Origin of the sequence: Tahibacter harae, from assembly GCF_024437735.1 — a bacterium.
In the GTDB taxonomy this organism is placed as follows: Bacteria; Pseudomonadota; Gammaproteobacteria; order Xanthomonadales; family Rhodanobacteraceae; genus Tahibacter; species Tahibacter harae.
This window is the reverse complement of the sequence record NZ_JANFQO010000001.1, coordinates 281,670-305,590: the sequence shown is the minus strand read 5'-3', so window position 1 is coordinate 305,590 and position 23,921 is coordinate 281,670. Positions and strand designations below refer to the sequence as shown.

Sequence of the window (23,921 nt, the reverse complement as noted above, 5' to 3'; positions counted from 1 at the left end):
GGGATCGCGGGGCTTACTTGATGCGGCGCACCGGCAGCGGCTTGCAGCCGCAGCCATCGACGTACATGAGCCAGTTGCCGAGCAGGGTGGGGCGTATGCGTACCGCCGGGCTGCTCAGGCCCAGGCCGGTCATGCGGCTGGAATCCGCCTGCTGCCAGACCTGGCCGTTTTCCAGCTTGAACGAGGTCTTGCCCAGCCAGCCGTCCAGGTTGCCGGCAATGCTGCTCTCGATGACCTGGCGGTCCTCTTCCTCGGGATAGAACTCCGGCACGTCGTTGGGACCGCTCTTGCCGCGCGCGACCGGCGCGCCGGGGGCCAGTCCGTTGATGCGCAGCCAGTCATTGAGGGCTTTCAGCTGCTCCGGGCTCAGATTTTGCAAGCCGGCCGCGGTGAACTCGGCGCGGCTCATGCGTTCTTCCAGCGTGGAGAACTCGACGGCCTGGGCGGCGGCCGAAGCGGTAAAAGCGACAGCCAGGGCCAGGGCCCGGAACCTGTTCATGAATCACCTCTAGCGATGCCGCGGCGGGGCGGCGAAAGGCCCAATTGTAAATAGTGGGCCATCAGTTCTCGTCAAGCTGCGGAATTTGGTCGAAAATCGGCGCGACGGGTAACTGCTACTTAACACTGGTCTGTCAAGGGGTCCGTATACTGCGCGCCACATGCAGTGGCATGGATGAGACAGCTACGCACCGTCTCGCCGGCCTGAGCGGGGACAACGGGATAGGTCCGAAAGCCTGCGTTCCATGGGATCGCGCCGTCTGCGCGCGCTCTTCTCAAGCAATTTGCGACTTTGGTGATGAAAACGATGAGGCAATTCCGTCCGACCCGAACGACCGTGCTGCTCGGCCTGGCGCTGGCTGGTGCGACTGGTGTCAGCCAGGCTGCTGCTGATTTCTCGCTGCGCTTCCAGGACGAAGATGCCCCCAAGCTCACTGCCATGGTGGTGGACCGGGACATCACCTCGGGCGTTACCCTGACCACGGTCGGCCTGGATCGGCCGATGCTCTGCGCGAATCTCACCGCGACCGCCCAGGGCACCCGTCTGGCCACCGTGCTGCCGGGGTTCACTCCCAGCAACGGCGATTTCAAGTTCGGCCAGCTGGATACCACCGTCGCCAGTCGTCCGCCGCTTTCGCTCAGCGGCGTCAAGGGCTGGCGCTATACCTCGGTCGGCCTGGATCTGGAGCCGTTCACTGACACGCTGGCCTGCTATGTGCTGTCGGCCGACGGCGTGCGCAAGCAGAGCGCGCACCTGTTTGATGACACCTTCGCGTCCGAGGCCACCGGCCCCAACGCCAGCCTCGTCACCCGCGTGGTCGCCCTCCCGGACGGCGAGAGCAACTACAAGTACTTCATCGACGTGAACATCCCGGCCGAATTCGCCGGCCGCAACTACGTCGTGACCGACGGCTTCGACAGCTCGGTGTTCAGCAGCGACCTCTCGCAGTACTGCGCGCCGACGTCGCCCAGCGCCACCGTCTGCTCCGGCCTGACCATTACCCAGAACAACGTCAACTTCCGCGGCACGGTGCCGGCGGAAGGCGTGACCAAGCGTTTCATCGTGATCCGTCCGTTGAAGTCCGGCGTGTTCTCGCTGCCGGCCAATCCCGATGCGATGCTGACGACGGCGGCCCTGTTCATCGCTCCGTCGGCGTCGGGCCCGGAAGACCGCGATCTCAGCGACAACGTTTCCGTGGGCCGTGCGCTGCTGTCGGACCTGGATCCGGTCATCACCGCGCCGTCCATCCCGAACATGGCCGAAGGCACCGGCGCGACCGGCCTGAGCTTCGTGCTGACCGACGACACCTCGGAAAACGGCCTGCCGCCGCTGAGCGCGACGGTGTCGGTGAATTTCAACGGCAACGTGGTGCAGACCAATGCGACCTGCCTGGTCGGTACGCCGCAGGGCGGCGAGGTCACGCGCCGCAACTGCACCTTCGACATCCCCGTGTTCGACCAGCACTTCGCCACCGATGCGGTCGCGGGCACCTATGCGCCCAACGTGAGCGCCTCGGTGACCATCGTCGCGACCGACGGCCGCAACCAGACCAGCACCCGCGTCGTTCCGTTCCATGTGGTCGGCAGCGAGAACGATCCGCCGACCTTCTCCCTGAGCAAGGCGCTGGAAGATCCCAGTGCCAGCAACGGCAACCTGCCGACGCTGCGCTGCGAAGTACAGCCCTCGGGCGTGCGCAACCAGACGCCGCAGTGCCAGGGCCTGATCGAAGGCTTCGTGCTGGACCGCAAGCCGGGTCCGACCTATGCCTATGACGAACTGAAGACCCAGGGCACCTTCTTCGCCGGCGTGGATACGAACAACAAGCTGCAGTGTTCGGGCTCGTCGCCGTCGATCTTCTCCTTCAGCGGCGCCAACAGTCCCAAGTTCGTCTACAACGGCGATCGCGTCGATCTTTCCTACAGCCTGACCGGCGCCACGGGCTACTCGGACTGCTGGGTCGTGGTCGGCGACAACAACTATCCGGCCGGCCACAGCTACACGCAGAGCCAGATCCAGTTCCGCATCCTGGTCGCGCCGCCGCCGGCGCCGTAAGCACCGGGACACAGCTCCGCAAGCAGAACCCCGGCCCGCGCCGGGGTTCTTTCGTTATGGGCTGGGCGCTGCGGCCTGCTTCGCTACAATCGCGGCGTGAAGCACGTCCAAGCCACCGCCAATCTCGAACAATGGATGCAGGCACGCCGCAGCAGCGCGCCGCTCTCCGAAGATCTCAACCTGGCCTGCGGCCGCCTCGATGCGCTGCTGGCGCAGGAGCACGACGCCGACACCGGCGCGCGCCTGGCGGTGCTGGCGGTCACCCTGCAACTGCTGGCCGGCCTGGGCCTGGACGACGAAACCCTGGCCGCAGCCATCCTGTACGAACTGGACCGCGCCGCCGGCGACGCCCGCGCCGAGCCGGCCCGCGGCGGCGAAACCCGTGCCGAGCCGCCCGCGCGCGGCACCGAGGCGGCGCCGCGCAGCGACTACGGCGCCGGCCTGCGCCTGCTCATCGACGGCCAGATCGCGGCGGAAAAAGTCTGGGAACTCTACGCCGCGCGCGATGCGCGCACCCGTCCCGAAGGCCTGCGCCGGCTGCTGCTGGCGGTGGTGCGCGACCTGCGCGTGGTGTTCATCCTGCTCGCGCGCCAGCTGGCGCGGCTGCGCACGGCCGATGCGCTGGAGGAAACCCAGCGCCAGGCCCTGGCGCAGATGACTGCCGACATCCATGCGCCGCTGGCCAACCGCCTGGGCATCTGGCAGCTGAAATGGGAGCTGGAAGACCTGGCCTTCCGCCTGTCCCAGCCCGATACCTACAAGCGCATCGCACGCCTGCTGGACGAACGCCGGGTCGACCGCGAGCGCTATATCGCCGGTGCGGTCGCGCAGCTGCGCACCGCCCTGGCCGAAGCCGGCATCGCCGCCGACATCGCCGGCCGGCCCAAGCACATTTATTCCATCTGGAAAAAAATGCAGCGCAAGGACGGCGACTTCGGCGCGCTCTACGACATCCGCGCCGTGCGCCTGCTGGTGAAGGATCTGCCGGCCTGCTACGCCGCCCTGGGCGTGGTGCATTCGCTGTGGCCCTACATCCCGGGCGAGTTCGACGATTACATCGCGCGGCCCAAGGGCAACCACTACCAGTCGCTGCATACCGCCGTGGCCGGGCCGGAAGGCAAGACCCTGGAAGTGCAGATCCGCACCCACGACATGCACGCCCACGCCGAACTCGGCGTCGCCGCGCACTGGCGCTACAAGGAAGGCGGCAGCAACGACGAGAGCTTCGAGCGCAAGGTCGCCTGGATGCGCCAGCTGCTCGAAGCCAAGGACGACAGCGACGACGACGCGGCCTTGCTCGCCGGCCTGCGCACCGACCTGCACGAGGACCGCGTCTACCTGCTCACCCCGCGCGGCGAGATCATGGACCTGCCGCGCGGCGCCACCGTGCTGGATTTCGCCTACCACGTACACACCGACGTAGGCCACCGCTGCCGCGGCGCCAAGGTCAACGGCCGCATCGTGCCGCTGGCCTTCCAGCCGTCCAGCGGCGACCGCATCGAGATCCTCACCGCCAAGGAAAAGGCGCCGCGGCGCGACTGGCTCAGCGCCCAGCACGGCTTCCTCACCACGCACCGCGCGCTGGAAAAAGTGCGCACCTGGTTCAAGCGCGTGGACCTGGCCGCCAACCTCAGCGCCGGCCGCGCCATCCTGGACAAGGAACTCAAGCGCCTGGCCCTGAGCAACGTCGAGCTGGATTCGCTGCCGCCGCGCTTCAACCAGAAGAACCTGGAGGAATTCCTGGTTGCGCTGGCCCTGGGCGAGATCAGCGCCGCCCAGGTGGCGCGCGCACTGCACGAGATGACTGCGCCGCCCAAGCCCGCGCCCGCACCCGCGCTGCGGCCGCCCAAGGCCGGCACCAAGGACGCGCTGACCATCGACGGCGTCGGCAACCTGCTGACCCAGCTTGCGCGCTGCTGCCAGCCGCTGCCGGGCGATCCGGTGCTGGGCTTCATCACCCGCGGCCGCGGCGTCAGCGTGCATCGCGCCGACTGCGCCAGCCTGGCGCGCCTGCGCACGCGCGATCCCAGCCGCGTGATCGAAGTCGAATGGGGCAGCCGGCGCGAGCAGGCCTATGAGGTCGATGTGCTGGTCAAGGGTTACGACCGCAAATGGCTGCACAAGGACATCACCAACGTGATCGCCTCGGCCAATGCGCACTTGCTCGCGGTGAACACGCGCGTGGACAGCGTATCCGGCCTGGCCACGATGAACTTCGCCCTGCGCGTGACCGACTACGGCCAGCTCTCCAGCCTGCTCGGCAAGCTCGCCGCCGTGCCCAACGTGATCGAGGCGAGGCGCCTGGCCTGAGCGGGCGGGCGTGAGCGCATGCGGCGCGGCGGCAACGGCGCCGGGGTGATTGAACGCCGCGCGTGGTGCGGCAGCGGGCCGACCGGAGTGAATGCGGTGCGCGGTGCCGCTGCGCGTCGGCAGGGCCAGACGCCGCGCGTGATACAGCCGGGTGTCAGGATCAGTCGCAGCGCGCAGTGCCGCAGCGTAGCGGCAGGATCGGGCGCAGCGTCTGGTGCAGCAGTCCGCCGGCGGATCCAGCGCAGCGCGGCGCCGCAGCGCGCCAGCCTGATTGAACCCGGCGCGATTGAACCCGGCGCGCACAGGCCATAAGCTGCGCCTCCTTTCCATTCCGCCGCGGGAGGCTTCTGTGTCTGACCTTGTATCTCGCCCGGCTGGCGGAATCCGCATCGACTGATTTTCCACGGGGCCGTCGCGTCCTGCGTTTTTCCCGCGGTTCCTCCAGCTGATCGCCGTACGGACACGCCTGCGCCGCAGGCGTGTGCATCCGTTCGCGCCCACGCCCGGCGTGGCGCACTGCTGGTGAGAACCAATGACCTACGACGCCTTTTCCCTGGCCGATCTCGGCTGGACGCCCTTCTTTTCCACCCAGCTCGATCTCTTCGAGCATGAGCACTGCCTGCCGGCCCGCGTCATGGCCGTGCACCGCGACCGCCTGCTGCTGGCCGGCGCGGAATTCAGCCACCGCATCGCCCCGTTTGCCGCCGACGCGGCCGGCGCGCAATCCACTGCCACCGTCGGCGACTGGCTGCTGCTGGACGCCGCCGACCGGCGCCCGCGCCGCCTGCTCGCGCGCAGCAGCCTGTTCCAGCGCCGCGCCGCGGGCACGGCGGTGCGGCTGCAGCTGATCGCGGCCAATGTCGATACCGTGTTCGTGGTTTCCTCCTGCAACCAGGACTTCAATCCGGCACGGCTGGAGCGTTATCTCAGCCTGGCCGGCGAAGCCGGCGTGACGCCGGTGGTGGTGTTGACCAAGGCCGACCTCTGCACCGATGCCGCGGGCTACGCCGCCGCGGCGGCACGGCTGCTGCCGGGGTTACTGGTGGAACTGGTCGATGCACGCGATTCTCGGGCCGCCGCAGTGCTCGCGCCCTGGTGCGGCCGCGGCCGCAGCGTGGCGCTGCTGGGGTCCTCCGGCGTGGGCAAGTCCACCCTGGTCAACAGCCTCGCCGGCGCCGGCCAGGCCACTCAGGGCATACGCGAGGACGATGCGCGCGGCCGGCATACGACCACGGCGCGCTCGCTGCACCGCCTGCCGTCCGGTGCGTGGCTGTTCGATACGCCGGGCATGCGCGAATTGCAGCTGGCGCAGGCGGGCAACGGCATCGCCGGCGTATTCGCCGACATCCTGCAACTCGCCGCGGCCTGCCGCTTCGCCGACTGCGCCCATCAGGGCGAGCCGGGCTGCGCCGTGGCCGCGGCGCTGCAGTCCGGCGCGCTGGATCCGGCGCGGCTGCGGCGCTGGCGCAAGCTCGCCGCCGAGGACGCGCAGGCCAGCCTTAGCCTGCGCGAGCGGCGCGAGCGCGAACGCGGCTTCGGCAAGCTCGCGCGGGCGGTGATGGCGGCCAAGCGCGAGCGCCGCGACGGCTGAGTCCGCCGCTTCCCGGCTGCCGTGGTGGCGGCCGGGAAGCGGCGCCGCGGCGTTTCGGGCGCCGCCGCGGCCGCCTGCGCGGCCCGGCGCTGTGCGCGGGGCGCGCGTAGTCGCCATGCTATGCTGCGGCGCGATGCCGCGGGACGCGGCGATGCCGATGATCCAGCAGCGCATGATCGATATTCCTGGATACCGTGTTTTGCGTCCGCTGGGGCGCGGCGGGATGGCGACGGTATACCTGGCCATACAGGAGTCGGTGGATAGGGAAGTCGCGCTCAAGGTGATGTCGCCGACCCTGCTGGCCGATCCCACCTACGGCGAACGCTTCCTGCGCGAGGCGCGCATCGCGGCCAAGCTGCATCACCCGCATGTCGTCGGCATCCACGACGTGGGCCGCCAGGGCGACTATTTCTACATCGCCATGGAATACGTCGCCGGCGGTCCCGTGCTGCACGAGGACGGCAAGCCGCGCGACGTGCCCTTCACTCTGCGCGTGGTGCGCGAGATCGCCAAGGCACTGGCCTATGCCAACAGCAAGGGCTTCGTGCACCGCGACGTCAAGCCCGACAACATACTGCTGCGCGAGGACGGCTCGGCCGCGCTGACCGATTTCGGCATCGCCCGGGCGAATGATTCCGCCACCCGCATGACCCGCACTGGCGCGGTCGTGGGCACGCCGCACTACATGAGTCCGGAGCAGGCGCGCGGCCGCGGCCTGGACGGCCGCTCCGACCTCTACAGCCTCGGCATCGTCATGTACGAGCTGCTGGCCGGTCGCGTGCCCTACCACGCCGAAGATTCGCTCGCCGTCGGCATCATGCACATCACCCAGCCGGTGCCGCAGCTGCCGGCCGAATACAAGGCGCTGCAGCCGGTGCTGGACCTGCTGCTGGCCAAGGAACCGGAAGACCGCTTCCAGGACGGCAGCGCGGTGGCGGCCGCCATCGAAGGCCTGGAGCGACGCCTGGAACGCGGCGAACTGCGCGAATTGCTGCGCGGCCGCGCCGCGAGCACGCCGACCATGGTGCTGCCGGCGGCCGCCGTCGCCGCCGCTGCCGCGCCGGCCGAGGCGCGCCAGCGCGCCGAGCCGGTGATAGGCCGCATCGACGTATCCGTGAACGAGCCGCCGCGGCGCAGCCGCGTCGACATGCCGCGGGCGCGTCCGCGGCGCCTGGGACCGTGGATCTTCAGCGGCGCGGTGGTGCTGCTGATGGCCGTGGGCGCGTTTGCGCTGTGGCGCAACCAGGACAAGCTGCGCGCGCTGCTGCCGCGCACCGAACTCAACGACATCCTGGCGCGGGCCGAAGGCGCGCTGGCCGCCGGCCGGCTCACCGGCACGGCCGGCGACAGCGCCGGCGAACTGTTCCAGTCCGCGCGCGAGATCGACCCGGACAACGACATCGCCCGCGCCGGCCTGCGCCGCGTCGGCGAAGCGCTGCTGGCCGAGGCCGTGGCCGCGACCAAGTCGGGCAATCTCGCCGTCGCCCATGCGCGCCTGGCCGATGCGCGCGCGCTGCTGGTCGGCGGCATCGCCATCGAACAGGCCGAGGCCGCCTTGAAACAGGCCGAGGCGCAGAGCACCGCCGTGGCCGACCTGTTCGGCCGTGCCGAAGCTGCGCTGGCCGCGGGCCAGCTGCTGGAGCCCGGCGGCGCGATCGAGCTGTATCAGCGCATGCTCGCCGCCGAACGCGACAACGCGCCGGCCCAGGCCGGCCTGCGCAAGGCCGGCGCCGCCCTGGCCGGGCAGGCGCGGGATTTGTTGACACAGGGAAAAGTGGACGATGCGGCTTCGCGCATAGAAGCCATCGCGCGCATCCTGCCCAACGATCCGGCCCTGCCCAACCTGCGCGCCGAACTCGCCGCCGGCCGCAGCGCCGCCGGCGCGGCGCTGGATGCCCAGCTCAAGCGCGCGCAGGAACTGCTGCGCGGCGGCCAGGTCGCCGGCAGCGGCAGCGACAACGCCCTGGCCCAGTTCCAGGCCGTGCTTGCGCGCGATCCAGGCAACGTGCGCGCCAAGGCCGGCCTGGGCCAGGTCGCCCAGGCCCTGATCCTGCAGGCGACCATGGCGCTGGAGCAGAGCGACGCCGCGGCGGCCGAACGCCTGATCCGCCAGGCCGAACAGCTGGCGCCCGGCTCGGTCGAACTCACCGCGGCAAAGAACCGGCTGCGCGATCTGCGTGAACAGGTGGAAATTGCCGCATCGCGCCCGGCGCTGACGCCGGAACAGCAGCAGAAGCTCGCCGCCAACCTGGCCGCCGCGGAAAAGGCCGCCGCCGCCGGCAACCTGATGCTGCCGCCGGGCAGTTCCGCCTACGACAAATACCGCGCCGTGCTGGCCCTGGACGGCAACAACGCCCAGGCCCTGGCCGGCCTGCAGGCGCTGCCGCAGCGCGCGCGCGACCTGTTCAACATCGCCATCGGCGAACGCCAGCTGGAACGTGCGCGCGATCTGGTCGACACGCTGGAACAGCTCTCGCCCGGCGACGCCGGCCTGCCCACCTTGCGCGCGCGCCTGGCCGAAGCCCTGCTCGACGAGGCGGAAAAGCGTGCCGGCGAGAACCGTCCGGGCGAAGCCCGCCGCGCGCTGGACGCCGCGCGCGATCTCAGCCCGGCCAATCCGCGCCTGGGCGCGGTGGAGCAGCGCCTGCGCGAGCTGGGCCGCGCCGCGGACGGCGGCAGCGGCGGTTAGCGTCAGGCTGGCGCAGGCGCGTGGCAGCGATCGCAGCGGCTGCGCAGCGCGGCAGTTCGCGTTGGCGGCGATCGGAGTTCGTTGCCGTCGCCGCGCCCGTCCGGTGGCGTTGCGCCGGCGGGCCGCCCGTCATCGGTGCCCTGCGTTGTGGTGTCGCCGCGTGCGGCTGGTCCGGCCGCCGCTTCGTTCCGGCGCGCCGATGCGGGCGCGCCGGAACCCGCGGGCATGGCGCGCGGTCGGCAGCCGTTCCCTTGTTCCGACTGGAAGAAATCCATGTGCCTGTTGCTGCTCGCTGTTGACGTGGTGCCGGCGCGGCCCCTGCTGCTGCTGGCCAACCGCGACGAATTCCACGCCCGCCCCAGCGCCGCGGCGGCACCCTGGCCGGACCTGCCCGGCGTGCGCGGCGGACGCGATCTCGAAGCCGGCGGCAGCTGGCTGGCTGTGCACGACAACGGCCGCATCGCCGCGGTGACCAATATCCGCCTGCTCAACCCTCAGCGCGGCCCGCGCTCGCGCGGCGACCTGGTGCGCGATTTCGTCGCCGGCCAGATCAGCGCCGCGGACTACGTGGCCGAACTGGGCACGCGCCTGGGCGACTACGCGCCGTTCAATCTGGTCGTCGCCGATACGCGCGAGGCCTGGTGCCTGCAAAGTCCCAGCGCCAAGGCCCAGCGCCTGCCGCCGGGCCTGCACACGGTCAGCAACGGCCCGCTGGATGCGCCCTGGCCCAAGATGCGCCGGCTGTGCGAGCGCTACGCTGCGGCCAGCGCTGCGGGCGCGGACGATGCGGCCTTGCTCGATCTGCTCGGCGATACGCACCAGCCCGGCGACGCGGACCTGCCGGACACCGGCGTAGGCCTGGAGATCGAGCGTTTCCTCGCCCCGATCTTCATTCGCGGTGCGCTCTACGGCACTCGCGCCAGCACCCTGGCCTGGCGCGATGGGCAGGGCGCGACGGGGTTGCTGGAGCGCCGCTTCGGGCCGGACGGGGTGCGGCTGGACTGAGGATGGGCCGGCGCCGCCGCGTATCCGTCGCGGGCGCGGCGCCGCAACTGTGTCGCACGCAGTCCGCGGTCGGTTTCGGCGGCGCGTCCGCCGGCGCCGTTATTTTTCCAGTTCGAGAAAAGTGGTTTTCCGCATCAGCCGGCGGCGCCCTCGCCGCGCGTGCTCAGCCCGTTGCCTATGCTCAGGTGCAGCGGCGGCGTGGGCTCGCGCGCCAGGCCGTAGTGTTCGCGCAAGGCCAGCGCAGCGGCGCAGCGCACCGGATGCCAGACATAGCTGTGGGTTTCCTCGGCCAGCGGCGAGAACTCGAATTCGACGGATTCGCCGTTGCGCCAGCCCCAGCCTGCCGTATCCGCCGGCTGCTCGCCGCGGATCACGGAGATATGCGGTCCCCACAGCGGGCTGGTGAGCGGGCGCGTGTGCCAGTACGCCTGCTCGTACAGGTGGCGCAGATAGCGGCCGAGTTCCGCATCGCAGTCGATGATCAGCCACCAGTAGGTGCTGCCGCCGTCGCGGCGGGTATGCGAACCGGGGCGGATCTCGGGGCTGTAGCGCAGGATGCCGCGGGCGCGCTGGAAGGGCAGGGTGGACATGGCGGGCGCGGATGTTGCGCGAAGGTGCGTGCGGCGGCAAGCGCGGCGCGGTGCCCTGGCATGCGGCGCCGTGTGCGGCAGGCGTGCCGCGCAGTGCGGCCGGTGCCGCGCACGATGGTTGTGCCGCGGTGCGGGGCGCGTACGCGGCGCAGTGCGGCAGTTCGTCGCGCACGACGGCAACGCGGCAGCGCGTGCTTTACCGGCAGCGCAGTTGCGCGACCGCCGCGTCAACACCGATGCCGGCGCTTGCGCTACTGTCGCGGCACCCTTCGTGGAGCCGCAGACATGCCGCATTCCCGCTACCGCGCGCAACTGGACTGCGCGCTGCAACTGGCCGCCCTGGCCGAACAGCAGATCCTGCCCTGGTACCAGCGCTGCGCGGTCAGCCACAAGGCTGACGGCAGCGAAGTCACCGAAGCCGACCGCGGCGCCGAACGGGCGATACGCGAGCACCTGGCGCGGCATTTCCCGCAGCACGCCGTACTGGGCGAGGAATTCGGCGGACCGCGCGAAGCCGACGACCTGTGGATCATCGACCCGCTGGACGGCACCAGCGCCTTCGCCCTGGGCCTGCCGCTGTTCGGCACCCTGATCGCCTACCTCGACCGCGGCCGGCCAGTGGTCGGCGTGATCCATTTCCCGGTACTGGGCGAGACGGTCTACGCCGCCGAAGGCGAGGGCTGCTGGTTCCGCCGCGGCGGCGGCGCACCCGAGCGCGTGCAGGCCGCCGCGCCGGTGCCGCTGGCGCAGGCCCTGGTCTCGGCCTCGGGCATGCACGCCTCGGATATCTGGCCCGCCGCCGACGGCGCCGCCTGGCGCGTATCGCCGCTGCTGCAGCGCGCACGCAAATTCCGTTTCTGCGGCGACTGCATGCAGCACGCGCTGATCTGCCGCGGCAATCTGCACGCGGCCATAGACACCATCATGCAGCCCTGGGACATCGCCGCGCTGCTGCCGTGCATCCATGAAGCCGGCGGCGTGGCCAGCAGCGCGAACGGGCAGCGCGACGGCCTGGTCTTCGCCGGCAGCCTGGTCAGTGCGTGCAGCGAGGCGGTGCTGGAGGAAGTCCTTGCGGTGCTGAACGACAGGTAGGCGTAGAGGCTGTGCGGGAAGAATGCAGGCCGCAGCGCTACTTTGTTTGGAGTTTTATTTGGTTATTTGTGGAAGTTGATGATGCGCAACGCCGGCACGGCTTGCGGGGGGCGGCTCCGCACATCTGCCGGCGCGGAAATTTCCCGGGTTGCGTACTGCTGCGTGCCGAATTCCCGCGGTCCGGGGCGCCGTCGCGAATCGGCCGATGTTCGTTTCTCCGCCATGGCGCGTTCCTTTTTGCATCACGATCAAGCGGAGAAAGCCATGCAGACCCGTTCGCGCAAGAAATCCCATGACTGCCTTGCCGTCGCCGCGGCACTGTTCCTGGTCTTTGGCGCCGGCATGGCGCAGGCGCGCGCCGATGGCCCCTCCGGCGATGCCGCGGCCGCTTCCACCGGCGCGAGCAAGCCGCTGCCGCCCGGCGGCGGCGATGCAGGCCAGGTGTTCCAGGCCAATCTCGCCGCCATGCGCGCGGGCGATGTCGATGCCATGCTCGCCACCGTGGTCAAGGCCCAGGCCGACAAGATGCGCGCCCAGCGCAAGGATCCGCAGTTCGGCGCCATGCTGGAAATGATGAAGGCTTTCGCTCCGCGCAGCGCCACTGTGACCGGCGGGCGCGATTTCGGCGATCGCGTGGAGCTGGATATCGACGCTGTCGACCAGTCCGGCGCCAAGTCCAGCGGCCTCTCGCGCCTGGTCAAGGAAGACGGGCAGTGGAAGGTGGAGAAGACCAGCATGAAATCCGGCGGCTGACCGCACCGCCGTACCGGATAATCGGCGCATGAAACGCCCACTGCTCCTGCGCCGCCTGTCCGGCGACTACACGGTTGCGCGGCTCGCCGCTGCCGCTGCCATTCCCGCCTGGGCCGACGGCCCCGGCTTCGTCAGCATCAGCCGCAGTGATGACGAGCTTTCCGTCGCCTGCCTGGCCGCGCGCGTGCCGGCCGCGGTGCGCCAGGACGGCCCGTGGACCTGCTTCAAGCTGGCCGGCCCGTTCGCCTTCGACGAGACCGGCATCGTCCTCACCGTCGTCGCGCCCTTGTCCGCCGCCGGCCTGGGCGTATTCGTGGTCTCCAGTTTCGACGGCGATCATGTGCTGGTGAAGCAGGCCGACAGCGCGGCGGCGATTGCCGCACTGTCGGCCGCCGGTCATAGCGTGACCTGAGCGGAGCATCGCCATCGTGCCGCGGCGCCGGCGCTGCGGCGCCGTTTCAGCGCGGCTGCAGGCCGTCGGCGAAGATCAGGTCCGCATACAGGCGCACCAGCACGCCGTCCAGATCGGTCGCTGCCGTCGTGCTGTCGGAGGCCGTGCCCAGCAGCAGCGGCTTGCCGCTGTCGATCAGCACCTTGTTGAACTCCCCGAAGAAGCTGTTGCCGCTGGTGCTGAACGCCGGCACCTCGGTGACGATGAAGCCGGTGGGGCTGAAATAGCCCATGGTGTCGGAGCTGCCGTTGGGACGCAGGCGGTGCACGGCAGCGCGGCTGCGGCTGCCGTCGTTGTAGCGCCCGGCGATGATGAGGCTGCCGTCGCTGCGCAGCGCGGCGTCGTTGGCGTAGGTGCCGGTGCTGGGATGGACGAACAGGTATTCGCGGCCGGTGATGTTGCTGCCGAGAAAAGTGGGGTCCAGGCCCAGGTGGCTTCCCTCCAGCAGCAGCCGCGTCGCCGAGATGCGGCCGCTGGAATTGCCGACCAGGGTGATGCGGTCCGGGCGCGACACCGCCATGGCGGTGACACTGTCGTAGAGCGAGCCGCCCGGGCCCGGCTCGTCGATGGCCACGCGGATGCACGAGGAGAAGTCCGCGAATGGCGCGCCGTTGGGCGACAGATAGCAGGCGCCGTAGTCGGTGTCGGTGCTGTTCTGCACGGTGGCGCCGGCGATCAGCAGGCTACTGTTCGGCATCAGCACCAGGCTGCTGGCGTAGGCGTCCTGGCCGGAAACGTAGCGGTCGTTGACGCGGCCGGCGTAGTCCGGATCGACGTAGTTGCCGAAATCCGGATCGATGCTGCCGTCCTGGCGCAGGCCGATCAGGCCGAAGCGGTGCAGCGTGCTGGAGCCGGACGTCATGCTGGTATTGCCGGCGATCACCAGGCGCGAGCCGGTCGCGGTGGGCTGTTCGATGATGGCGACGGGATAGTCGTCGCCGGCATTGGGCAGCGGCTCCATGCCCACGGCCACGCCGCCGTCGCCGCCGAAGCTGGTGTCGTCGCTGCCGTCGCCGTTGAAGCGCACCACGCCGAAATCCGTCTTGCCGCCTGGGCCGGGCGTGGAACCGATCACGACGATGCGGCCCTGGCTGTCGGCGATCATGCCGGTCAGGGTAATGAGGTAAGCGTCCTTGACCACCTTGCCGGCGCTGCCGAAGACGCCGCTGAAGGGGCTTCCATTGGCGTTGTAGCGCTGCAGGCCGATCTTGCTGCCGACCGCGCCGCCCGGCACCGAGATCAGCGCGACGATGCTGCGGTCGGGCATGCGCGCAACGGCGATGGCGCGCTCGTCCACCGTCCCGGTGGTGTACAGGCGGCGCCAATACGGCGGCGACGTGGTGGTGGCGAAGCTGGTGTCGACCATCGCGTCGTAATTGATATTCCCGGCGGCGGCCAGGCCCGGCACCAGCGCCGCGGCGGCGAGAACGAGGCGACCCACAAGTGATTGCATGACTCCACTCCCGAAATTCCCTGCCCGAGGAATTCGCAGAAACGGGCGCAACCCTGACATGGCGCCTCAGGCGCCGAAAAATCCCTGCTCGCGCGCCTGCAGCAGGCGGCCTTCCAGGTACTGCCACAACGCGGGACAGCCCTGCTCGATCGGCGGCCGCACCCGGCGCACCACGCGCTCGTAGCTGATGCCGTTCTCGCGCCAGCTCTGGCCGCCGCTGGCCAGGTTGAGCAGCACCGGCATGGCCCGGTCCGCCGCATGGGCGAACTGTGCCGCAGGCGTCTGCGCCGCATCGAATTCCTGCCACAGGGCGAGGAATCTCTGCGCCTGTTCCTGCGGCAGCAGACCGAAGATGCGCTGCACCGCGGCCAGCTCCGCCGCCTTGCGTGCCTCCCAGCCGTCCTCGGCGAAGGCGATGGTGTCGCCGGTGTCGATCTCGCCGATGTCGTGCACCAGCAGCAGGACGATCACATGGTCGATAGGCACGCCTGCCGGCGCATGCGGCGCCAGCGACGCCGCCAGCAGGGCCAGCTGCCAGCTGTGCTCGGCGGAATTCTCGTAGCGCTCCAGCCCCAGCGGCTTGACCTTGCGCGTGACGCCCTTGAGCTTGTCCAGTTCGAGGATGAAATCGATGATCTGCTGCATGGCGGCGCCGGCGGTTTCGGGAAGCGGCAAGCATAGCGCCGGCTGCGGCGCGGAGCCTCAGGCAATGCCCAGCGCCAGCCGTATCGCGTCGCGGTAGCTGCGGCTGGAGAACAGCTGCGCGCCGCCGTGCAGGCGCAGGCGATAGCGGCCCGAGGACAGCGGCTCGATCTGCTCGATGGCGCGGATGCGCACGATATGCGAGCGGTGCACGCGCAGGAAGGCGCGCGGGTCCAACTGCGCTTCCATCCACGAGATCGGACGCCGCAGCACGAAGCTGCGCGAGGCCGCGTGGATCTCCAGGTAGTTCGCCTCGACCACGACGTGATCGATCGTCGCCAGGTCGACCAGGCGGATGCGGCGGCCTATCGGCAGCGGGATATGCCGCGACTCCGGTACCGGCGGCGCTGCCGCGGCTGCGGCGAGGTCGCGCCGCACGCGCTCGACCGCGGCGAACAGCCGTTCCTGCACTACTGGCTTTACCAGGTAATCGACCGCATCGATCTCGAATGCCTTCGCGGCGAACTCCGCATAGGCGGTGACGAACACCACGCGCGGGCGCGGCGGCGGCAGCCCGGCCCAGGCGGCGAACACGTCCTTGCCGGGCATTTCTATGTCCAGGAACAGCGCATCGACGGGCTGGGTTTGCAGGGCGCGCAGGAGTTCGTCGGCACTCCCGCAGCTGGCGACGATGGCTATGCCGCTGTCGCTGCCCAGCAGTCGCTGCAGGCGCAGGCGCGCAATCGGTTCGTCGTCGGCGATGGCCACGCGCAGGGGGCTCACGGCGGGGCTCCTGCGGCGTGGCGCCAGGGCAGGGTGAGCGTCACGCACAGGCCGCCGCCGGCGGCCTGCGCCAGCTCCAGCACGCCGGCCTCGCCGTAGAGACAGTGCAGCCGGTCGGCGGTATTGCGCAGGCCGATGCCGTTGCCGGCCGGCGCGGCCCGCGCCGGCGCACCGTCGTCGCTGACGCAGAGCCTGAGCCGGCCGTCACCTTCGCGCCCTGCCGAAACGCGCACGCAGCCGCCTTCGATGCGCGGCGCGATCGCATGCACGATGGCGTTCTCCACCAGCGGCTGCAGCAGCAGGAACGGCACGGCGGCATCCAGGCAGCCGGCATCGACGGCGAAGGCCGATTGCAGGCGCGCGCCGAAACGCACGCGCTGTATGGCCAGGTATTGCTCCAGCATCGCCAGCTCGTCGCGCAGCGGCACTTCCTGCGCGGCCGAGGTGCCGAGACTGCGCCGCAGCAGCGCGGAAAGGTTCGCCAGCATGCGGTCGGCCGCCGCCGCGTCGTGATGCACCAGCTCGGCCACGGTATTGAGCGTGTTGAACAGGAAATGCGGATTGAGCTGGGCCGACAGCGCCTGCAGCCGCGCTTCCGACAGGCTGGCGCGCAGCGCCGCGACTTCCGCTTCGCGCTGCCAGTAGCGGTGCGAATACAGCAGCGCATGCGCGGCGCCGACGACCAGCCAGTACAGCAGCAGGTTGTTGAACAGGCTGGCGGTCAGCACGCGGCCCGGAGTCGGGGTGAAGTCGTACCACTGCACCAGGTCGTTGAACGCGAACACGCAGGCGGCCTTGGCCAAGATGACGGCGGCGTTGCCGGCGCAGAGCGCCGCGATCGAGCGCAGCACATGCTTGCGGCCGATCGGATACTGCTGCACCAGCCAGATCACGAACACGCTCATCGGCACCCACGGCAGCCAGGTGCCCAGGCTCAGCCGCAGCGCCGACTGGATATCCGCCGGCGTCGGCCCGGCGCCGCTCAGGCTCAGCGTGGTCTGCGCGAACACCAGGCTGTGCGCGGTCCAGAACAGCAGCAGGTTGCGCCACAGCCTGGGCGAGGTCCAGGTGCGCAGCGGCGCTGCGGCGGTGTCCTGGGACGCACCGGCGGACTCGGGCAGCGTGTCCGCCAGACTGCTGCCTGCGGGCTCGGTTGCGGGTTGGCTCATGCGATGGCCGTCCCGGCCGGCCGCGGTCCGCTGTATACGCAATCGCGCTGCGCTGGCTGTGTTGCCGCAGGGCTGCCTGAGGCAGGAATGAGGGGCGAGGTTGGCGGCAGCTGCGCTGGCGGAATCGGCATGGGGCGACGTTAGCCAAGGGCGGCAGGCGGTGCAATTTGGCGGTGACGACCGCAGCGCGATTCGTGGCGTTCGTCCCGGCTAACGTGTCCGGTCCGCGGCGGTGCGTTTCGCTACGCCTGCGCTGCCATCGGGCGCGCCGCTGTCTGCGTCTGCCCGTCTTTTTGGACGCGCCGCGGCGCTGGTGCTGCCGATGCCGGCAGCGCCGCCAGGCCGGGTGGAATCCTTGCATCTGAACGGAGTGCTGACGCGGCGTATGCGGTTCGGGTCCGGTGGTTGCCGAAGTCCTCATTGGGACCGCCGTCCGGCTGCCTTGCTTGCAGTGCTTGCTGACGCCGCCGTCGCTCCTCTGCCAGTCGCCGCCTGGCGGCCGGGAAAATTAGCATGTGGCCTCGCCGCAGAAAAAAGCGCGCCGCGCCCATCCGCGCGGCGCGCCAAAGTACCGTCGCTTACAGGCCGGTGGCCACCGGCTTGCCGTCGCAGGCGCCGGCCAAGCTCGCCGGAATCGCCACGCTGCGGTTTTCCTCCTGTGCCCGGGCAAGCTTGCTGGTCAGGGCGGCGAGCTGTTCGACGCGGGCCTGCAGATCGGCGATCTGGCGGTCGCGTTCGGCCAGTTCCTGCTGCAGGCCCTGCACCGCGGCGAGCGCCACGCCGGAGGTATCCAGCGGCGCGATGCGGTCTTCGCGTTCACCCAGGCCGAAGACGGAATGGAAGTCCTGAGCCATCGGACCGATATGGCGCACTTCGTCGGCTTCGTACTTGAAGTTCCATTCGGTGATGTCGAGCTTGGCGATCTTCTGCAGCAGGGCCTTGTGGTCCAGCGGGCGGAAGTTTTCCTTGCTGTTGCGGTCGGAGTTCTGCGTCAGCGTTCCGGCGATAGTGACGTTGCCGGTGGGGAAGATGGTCATGGCCACGGTGGCCGAGCCGGCCGGGGTCATGCGGAAATCCGCATCGTGGGCGTTGAGGCTCCACTCGTTGCCAGTACCGGTGTTCTTCAGGCGCAGACGGGTCGGACCGTTGTTTTCCAGGCGCAGCAGGTCGCGGCCGGCGGCGGTGCCGTTGGTTTCCTGCACCAGCACCTGGGTGGTGGTGCCATCGGAACCGTTGACATTGAGCTTGACCGAAGGCGATGCCGTACCCACGCCCACATTGCCCGAGGCACTGATGTCGATGGAACTGGTCGGCGCGCCCGGGCGTATGCGGAAGGGCAGGCGGCTGCCGCCGGTCACGTCGCGCACGAAGAAATTCGCCTCGTTGCCGGCCACATCCCAGGTCTGTGCGGTGAAGCCGCCGCCGTTGGTCTGTTCCAGGCGCCAGGCCGGCGTGTCGGTGGTGCTCATATGCAGATCGAGCACCGGCGTGGCGGTGCGGAAGCCGACCTTGCCGGTGCTGGCGACGAAGATGGAATTCGTCGGCGCTGCGCCGGTGATGGTGAAGGGAATGCGCGCGGCGGTGGTGTCTTCGATGGAGAAGCGGTTGGCGCCGCCGGAGGCGCTGTCGTTGGCGGTGAGCTGCCAGTCGGTGGCGGGGAAGGCGCCGGTGGAGGTGTCGTCGAACTTGATGCGGGTGTTGTTTTCCTTCAGCCGTATCGTGTCGAAGCCGAAGGATTCGTTGTTGACGCAGTCGAAGCCCACGCAGGTGCTGCCCTGCACGATGAGGTCGTCGGGAATGACCTGGTCGTTGAGCTGTTCGCCCGAATTGAGGCCGTTGTCGCTGCGTCCGCCGAACGTATCGGCGACGTGGACGATGCCGTTGAGCACGTTGAAGCTGCCGTTCTCGCTCTGCGCCGGCGGGCTGTCGGCGACGCCCTGCGCGCTGTCGCGGCGGCGGCTGGCCAGGGTCAGCGCGGTGATTTCATAGGTGTAGCTGCCGTCGGCCCAGCCGCCGGCCGGCGCGGCGACGCTGAGCGCCTGGCCGGCGTGGAAATTGCGTTCAAACAGGAAGCCGGCCGGGCCGGTCACGCGCAGCAGATACGCCGGCGCGGCGAGTGTGGGCGCGAACTGCACGCCGGCCGCATCCGGGCTGACGCCCGCAGCCAGGGCGGTGCCGCCGAAAGAAAGTCCAAGTACGATGGCCGCGGCGACTGCGCGGCGCTGGAAAGCTGACCTTGCCATGTTCCCCTCCTGCATGTGTCCGGCGCGCGACGCCCGGCATGGGCGGGGGCTGCGCCGTCTTGCCCCTTTGGAAGTCATGCACAAGTCGATCCTGCCTTGCGCCTCTGCCAGCCATGTCCCCCCGGTGCCGCGGATCCTGCGCCGCAGCCTGCGCCGCGGCGCCGCGGCGGTACCGGCCTTCGGCGCGGCCCGCACGGCTTCCTCTGACGACTAGCGCAGTTCCAGGCTGCCGCAGATCACGCGGGCGCCGCCGGCTCGGCCGCGCGCAGCGCGGCGGCGATGCGCGCGGCGGACTCTTCGGCGGCCAGCGCGGCAGTGTCCAGCTGCAGCAATGCTGCAGGCAGGGGCGGAAAATCGAAGCCGCCCGCGGCTTCGATGCGCTGGTACAGGACGGGATCGGCGAGTTTGCCGAAGCGGCGGCGGCCGGGCGAATCCAGGCGCGGCAGCAATGCCGCGGTGGCGCAGTGCAGCGCGACGAAATGCACGCGGCCGCCGGCGTCTTCCACCAGGGCGCACAGTTCGCCGATCAGTTCCGGCGCGACGCTGGCTTCGGGATGGAAGGTGAAGATGAAGGAACGCCCGGCCGCGGCGGCCTCGCCGAAGGCCGCGCGCCAGATCGCCGCGCGCAGGCGGCGGAACGGCGCCGTGCCGAAGTCGAACAGGGCCAGGGCCGGATCCACTGCCAGGTGGTTATGCAGCAGGGGCAGGCCGAGTTCGGCGCCGAGCAGGCGGCCTATGGTGTATTTGCCGGCGCCGGCGGGGCCGTGCAGAAAGACGACATACATGCGTGGATAGGCTCTGCTGCCAAGGGAAACAGGAATGCCCGGATGATGCGTCGCGCGCCGGGCGGCGGCCAATCCCCGCGCCATTTCGTTCAGTGTGGTGAAGACAACCGCCGGTGCTGACAGTCGGCGCGTGGCGAATCCGCTAATGCCTGCGGACCGGCCCGGACCCGCGGCCGGCGTTTTTCACCAGGCAGGAAGACATTCATGGACTTTGGCAGAAATACACCGGTGATTCGCCGCGCACTGCTGGCGGGGCTGACGGCGGCCCTGGCCAGCGCGCCGGCGGCGGCGCAGAACCTGCTCGGCAATCCCGGCTTCGGCGGCGGCCTGGACAGCTGGAGCGATTACGGCTCGCAGGAACTCTCCAACGGCCAGCGCAACTACACCGGCGCCGACGTGGCCGGCGTGGCCGGATCGGGTTCGGCCCAGTTCCTGCTCAGCGCCAAGGCCGGCAACGGCGTCGCCATCGGCCTGAGCCAGTGTTTCGCGGTAGTGCCCAGCCAGAGCTACAACTACGGCGCGCGCGTGCTTTTGCCCACAGGGCAGCCCACCGGCCAGGCGCGCGTGCATATCGAGGTGGCGTTCTATTCCGCGCCGGCCTGCGAAGCCTCGCTGGGCACAGGCGGCAGCCAGTCGCTGCTGATAGGCACGGATTTTCCGCTGGACGACAGCGCCTGGCGCGGCCTCCCCGCCGGCGTGCCGGGCACGCCGGCCAGCCTGGTCTCGCCCAAGACCGCGGCCAGCGCGCAGCTGCGCGTATACCTGATGCGCGACAACGCCGCCGGCGGCGCCATGGCGAATGTCGACAACGTGTTCTTCGGCGTCAATCTGACGCCGGTGGCGCTGCAGCGCTTCAGTGTGGATTGAGCAGGGATCCGGGATGACAGGATCCGGGATTGGTAGACGCAGCGGCGGCCCGCCTGCGAATCCCGAGGCCCGTTCAGCGATCTTCGCTGAGCAACAACATCTTCGGATCCTGCGGCTGCCAGTCCGCTGGCGGCGTGGCGGCGATGCCGTGGCGCTGCGCCATGCGTTCCATGGCCTGCCACTCGCCGTAGCGGGCGAAGTCCTGGCGCAGTTGCTCGGGGTCGATGCGGCGGCGGGTGAATTGCTCGGCCAGCCAGACGTACTGGCGCCGCGCGGCGTAGGCCGGCCCGGCTTCGGGCCGGCCCTTGTACAGGCGGCGCAGCATGGCGCTGGCCACCATGCGCGAAAGCACTGCGGCGCCGGGTGCGGTCAGCCCGCGCTGGGCAAAGGCGATGCAGTGTTCGCGCAGCCCCGGCTGGCGCGCGAGCGCGCCATAGTCCGGCCGGCACAGGCGCACGAAATCCGCATAGCGCGGCAGCGGCACGGCGTCGACGGCGGTGCGGCGCAGGGACGCGGCCATGTCGGCCGGATCCAGCACCGCCTGCAGCGGCTGGCGCAGCGATTCGGGCAGCGGCGGCTTCTGCAGCATGCGCTGCAGCAGGGCGGCCTGGCTTGCGGCGTGGTCGTCGAAGGTAGTTGCGGCCGCGGCCTGGGCCAGGCGCCGGGCCAGCGCGCGCTCGGATTCGGCCAGGCCCTGCGGCCACAGCACCCAGTGCACCGCGTTGTCCGGCGCCAGCCGGGTCAGGTTGCGGAAATCCTGTATTTCTTCGCAATTGTTATTTTGTACATGACAGGCCAGGGCTAGTGCGGACAGGGCGGCCACGTCGCCGGGATGCCCCTGGCGCAGCTGCGTCCGCGCCTGTGCGGCGAGCCCGGCCTGCTCCGGCTGGGTGCTGGACAGCAGCACCGCGGCGATCAGGCTGTCGCGGTCGCCGCGGGCGATCAGCTGCTGCAATTGCGCGCGGCGGTAGTCCTGGCCGAGCTGGCGGATGATCTCGGCCAGCAGCGTTTCCACCGCGTCGTCCTTGCCGGCGCTGCGCAGGGCCTGGCCGAAGGCGTCCAGCAGTTCGCGCTGGGCGGCGGGATCGGCGGTCTCGCGCCGGAGCCAGGCCACGGCGGCCTCGGCGCCGGCGCGGCGCTGGGCTTCGCTGGCGCTGCCGCTGGGAAAGCTGGCAGCCATCAGCCCGGCCAGCTGGCGCAAGCGTTCAGCGCGGGCGCTGCTCTGCTGGCGCGCGGTCTCGGCCGCGGCCAGTGCGGCCTGGGCGCGCTGCCATTGCCAGGCCGTCGCGGCCAGGCCGGCGCACAGCGCGAGCAGGGCCGCGGCGACGGCAAGGCTCAGCGCCGGGTGCCGGCGCAGGCCGCGCCAGGCGCGTTCGGCCCAGCGCCGCGGCCGCACGCTGACTGCATTGCCGTCGCGGGCGCGGGCCAGGTCGGTGGCGAATTCGGCCACGCTGGCATAGCGCCGGCGCGGATCCTCGTTCAGGCAATGGCGGCAGATCGCGCCCAGGTCTGCGTCGAGCCCGGCCAGCAGCGCGTCGCGCCCGGCGGCATCGGGCAGGCGGCCGCCGAGGAATTGCAGCAGCATCGCGCCCAGGGCGTAGACGTCGCTGGCCGGCCCCAGCGGGCCCAGCGCCGGATCGCGCTGCTCCGGCGCCATGTAGGCCGGCGTGCCGGAGATTTCCTGCGCCGGCGCCAGGCGCTGCGGATCGAACGCCAGCGCCAGTCCGAAATCGGCGATCTGCGCGCGGCCCTGTTCGTCCAGCAGCACGTTGTCGGGTTTCAGATCCAGGTGCAGCAGGCCCAGGCTGTGGGCATAGCCGACCGCGCCGGCCAGTTGCAGCATCAGTTCCAGTGCGGCGGCGGGCGCCAGCGCCCTGCCGTCGAGCTGCGTGGCGAGCGTGGACGCGGCCAGCGGCATGGAGAAGAAATGCACATCGCCGATCAGGCCGACTTCGTACACCGGCACGATATGCGGATGATGCAGCTGCGCCGCGGCGCGGGCTTCGCCGAGGAAGCGCGCGACAGCGGCTGCGTCCTCGCCCAGCCCGGCGATGACCTTGAGCGCGACTTCGCGCTGCAGGCTGAGCTGGCGCGCACGGAACACCACGCCCATGCCGCCGCGGCCCAGGCGCTGCAGCAGTTCGTAGTCGCCGAAGCGGCGCTGCTGCGGGTCGTCCAGATCCAGCGCGGCCAGTACCGAATCGGCCGGATCGTCGGCCAGCAGGGCACCGCGGGCGAGTTGCAGCAAGGTGGCGTCGGCGGCCTGCATCTCAGCCGCTCCGCGTCAGCGCCTGGCGCAGCGCGGCGAGGTCCGCAGCGGCCTGGGCGCGGTCCAGGCAGAGTTCGGCCAGCGCGTCGCGCACTGCCTGGCGGAAACGTTCGCGCAGACGCTTGAGCTGCACCGCCAGCGTATTCGGCGCCAGCGCCAGCTGTTGCGCGACGGCGGCCAGTTCGCCGTGGGCCGGCGTCTCCACCAGCCAGGGTTGCAGCTGATCGAGCAGCGCCGCGCGGCCTTCCGCGGCATAGCGTTCGCGCAGCGCGGCCAGTGCCTGGCGGGTGAGGCAGAGGGCGAATTGCAGATCGAACTCGGCTTCGGGTGAATCCTCCGTGGCGATTTCCATGGCCTCGCCGCCCGGCACCTCGCGCCGCAGCGCAGCGTTGTCGCGGCGGTTGGCGAGGAAGCGTCCGAGCAGGGCGAGCAGGAAGCGGCGGAAACTGCCGGCCTGGTCGTCGGCGCGCGACCACCAGCCGGCCTGCATGGACGCGAGCAGGAATTCCTGCGCCAGGTCCTCCGCCTCGCGCGCCAGCGGGCTGCGGCGAAAATAGGCGACGATGGCCGGCTGGTAGTCGCGCACCAGCGCCGACCAGGCCGCCGCGGCATCGCGCGGCGGCTGCCGGCTGGCGCGGATCAGGCTCCAGCGCGTGGTGGGAAAGGCCGCCATGGGGC

The 23,921-nt window shown here is 70.3% G+C and carries 19 protein-coding genes; 9 read left to right on the top strand and 10 right to left on the bottom strand.

The annotated features are described in order from the left end of the window. Nucleotides 1–13: 13 nt before the first annotated feature. On the bottom strand, nt 14–499 hold the full coding sequence (locus NM961_RS01330) for a hypothetical protein (RefSeq protein WP_255910431.1): 486 nt from the start codon (nt 497–499) through the stop codon (nt 14–16). 306 nt (nt 500–805) lie between these two features. On the opposite strand from NM961_RS01330, the gene NM961_RS01325 reads away from it, so the two are divergent. The 5 genes from NM961_RS01325 to NM961_RS01305 all read left to right on the top strand — a co-directional run bounded on the left by NM961_RS01325 (nt 806) and on the right by NM961_RS01305 (nt 10,146). Further along, nucleotides 806–2,551 carry a hypothetical protein gene (locus tag NM961_RS01325; protein ID WP_255910428.1) on the top strand — a complete coding sequence of 582 codons (1,746 nt, stop codon included), beginning with the start codon at nt 806–808 and terminating at the stop codon, nt 2,549–2,551. A 135-nt stretch (nt 2,552–2,686) separates the two neighbouring features. Beyond that, on the top strand, nt 2,687–4,861 hold the full coding sequence (locus NM961_RS01320; protein WP_305118989.1) for a RelA/SpoT family protein: 2,175 nt from the start codon (nt 2,687–2,689) through the stop codon (nt 4,859–4,861). A 532-nt stretch (nt 4,862–5,393) separates the two neighbouring features. Beyond that, a complete protein-coding gene (gene rsgA / locus NM961_RS01315; protein ID WP_255910426.1) occupies nt 5,394–6,452 on the top strand; it encodes a ribosome small subunit-dependent GTPase A in 1,059 nt (352 codons plus the stop codon). Nucleotides 6,453–6,609: 157 nt separating this feature from the next. After that, entirely contained in the window at nt 6,610–9,141 is a 2,532-nt protein-coding gene (locus tag NM961_RS01310; RefSeq protein WP_255910425.1) for a serine/threonine-protein kinase, read from the top strand. A gap of 273 nt (nt 9,142–9,414) precedes the next feature. Beyond that, a complete protein-coding gene (locus NM961_RS01305; RefSeq protein ID WP_255910424.1) occupies nt 9,415–10,146 on the top strand; it encodes an NRDE family protein in 732 nt (243 codons plus the stop codon). 134 nt (nt 10,147–10,280) lie between these two features. Here the strand turns inward: NM961_RS01305 and NM961_RS01300 are convergent, their stop codons facing one another. Beyond that, nucleotides 10,281–10,736 (bottom strand): hypothetical protein, encoded by a 456-nt coding sequence (locus tag NM961_RS01300; protein WP_255910423.1) that lies wholly within the window; start codon nt 10,734–10,736, stop codon nt 10,281–10,283. A gap of 285 nt (nt 10,737–11,021) precedes the next feature. On the opposite strand from NM961_RS01300, the gene NM961_RS01295 reads away from it, so the two are divergent. The 3 genes from NM961_RS01295 to NM961_RS01285 all read left to right on the top strand — a co-directional run bounded on the left by NM961_RS01295 (nt 11,022) and on the right by NM961_RS01285 (nt 12,993). Then, nucleotides 11,022–11,828, top strand: a complete 807-nt coding sequence (locus tag NM961_RS01295) for an inositol monophosphatase family protein (RefSeq protein WP_255910422.1) — start codon at nt 11,022–11,024, stop codon at nt 11,826–11,828. A gap of 264 nt (nt 11,829–12,092) precedes the next feature. Next, entirely contained in the window at nt 12,093–12,581 is a 489-nt protein-coding gene (locus tag NM961_RS01290; RefSeq protein ID WP_255910420.1) for a hypothetical protein, read from the top strand. A gap of 28 nt (nt 12,582–12,609) precedes the next feature. Next, the gene (locus NM961_RS01285) at nt 12,610–12,993 is read left to right on the top strand and encodes an ACT domain-containing protein (RefSeq protein WP_255910418.1); all 384 of its coding nucleotides are present in this window, start codon (nt 12,610–12,612) and stop codon (nt 12,991–12,993) included. 46 nt (nt 12,994–13,039) lie between these two features. Here NM961_RS01285 and NM961_RS01280 read toward each other — a convergent pair whose 3' ends face one another. The 6 genes from NM961_RS01280 to NM961_RS01255 form a co-directional block, all read right to left on the bottom strand. Next, nucleotides 13,040–14,485, bottom strand: coding sequence for an NHL repeat-containing protein (locus tag NM961_RS01280; RefSeq protein ID WP_255910416.1), 1,446 nt, complete (start codon nt 14,483–14,485; stop codon nt 13,040–13,042). Nucleotides 14,486–14,551: 66 nt separating this feature from the next. Further along, nucleotides 14,552–15,160 carry an HD domain-containing protein gene (locus tag NM961_RS01275; protein WP_255910414.1) on the bottom strand — a complete coding sequence of 203 codons (609 nt, stop codon included), beginning with the start codon at nt 15,158–15,160 and terminating at the stop codon, nt 14,552–14,554. Nucleotides 15,161–15,187: 27 nt separating this feature from the next. Then, entirely contained in the window at nt 15,188–15,910 is a 723-nt protein-coding gene (locus NM961_RS01270) for a LytR/AlgR family response regulator transcription factor (RefSeq protein ID WP_255910412.1), read from the bottom strand. Next, nucleotides 15,907–17,079 (bottom strand): sensor histidine kinase, encoded by a 1,173-nt coding sequence (locus NM961_RS01265; RefSeq protein ID WP_255910410.1) that lies wholly within the window; start codon nt 17,077–17,079, stop codon nt 15,907–15,909. The genes NM961_RS01270 and NM961_RS01265 overlap by 4 nt, the downstream gene beginning before the upstream one ends. Before the next feature lie 578 nt (nt 17,080–17,657). Then, nucleotides 17,658–19,322 (bottom strand): tail fiber domain-containing protein, encoded by a 1,665-nt coding sequence (locus NM961_RS01260; RefSeq protein WP_255910408.1) that lies wholly within the window; start codon nt 19,320–19,322, stop codon nt 17,658–17,660. 236 nt (nt 19,323–19,558) lie between these two features. Next, a complete protein-coding gene (locus tag NM961_RS01255; RefSeq protein ID WP_255910406.1) occupies nt 19,559–20,107 on the bottom strand; it encodes a P-loop nucleotide/nucleoside kinase family protein in 549 nt (182 codons plus the stop codon). Between the two features lie 204 nt (nt 20,108–20,311). Between NM961_RS01255 and NM961_RS01250 the strand changes: the two genes are divergently transcribed. Beyond that, the gene (locus NM961_RS01250) at nt 20,312–20,974 is read left to right on the top strand and encodes a hypothetical protein (RefSeq protein ID WP_255910403.1); all 663 of its coding nucleotides are present in this window, start codon (nt 20,312–20,314) and stop codon (nt 20,972–20,974) included. Between the two features lie 73 nt (nt 20,975–21,047). On the opposite strand, the gene NM961_RS01245 is transcribed toward NM961_RS01250, so the two are convergent. Continuing rightward, nucleotides 21,048–23,243: a serine/threonine-protein kinase gene (locus NM961_RS01245; protein WP_255910401.1), complete on the bottom strand. Its 2,196-nt coding sequence runs from the start codon at nt 23,241–23,243 to the stop codon at nt 21,048–21,050. A 1-nt stretch (nt 23,244) separates the two neighbouring features. Next, a complete protein-coding gene (locus tag NM961_RS01240; protein ID WP_255910399.1) occupies nt 23,245–23,916 on the bottom strand; it encodes an RNA polymerase sigma factor in 672 nt (223 codons plus the stop codon). Between the last annotated feature and the right edge of the window lie 5 nt (nt 23,917–23,921).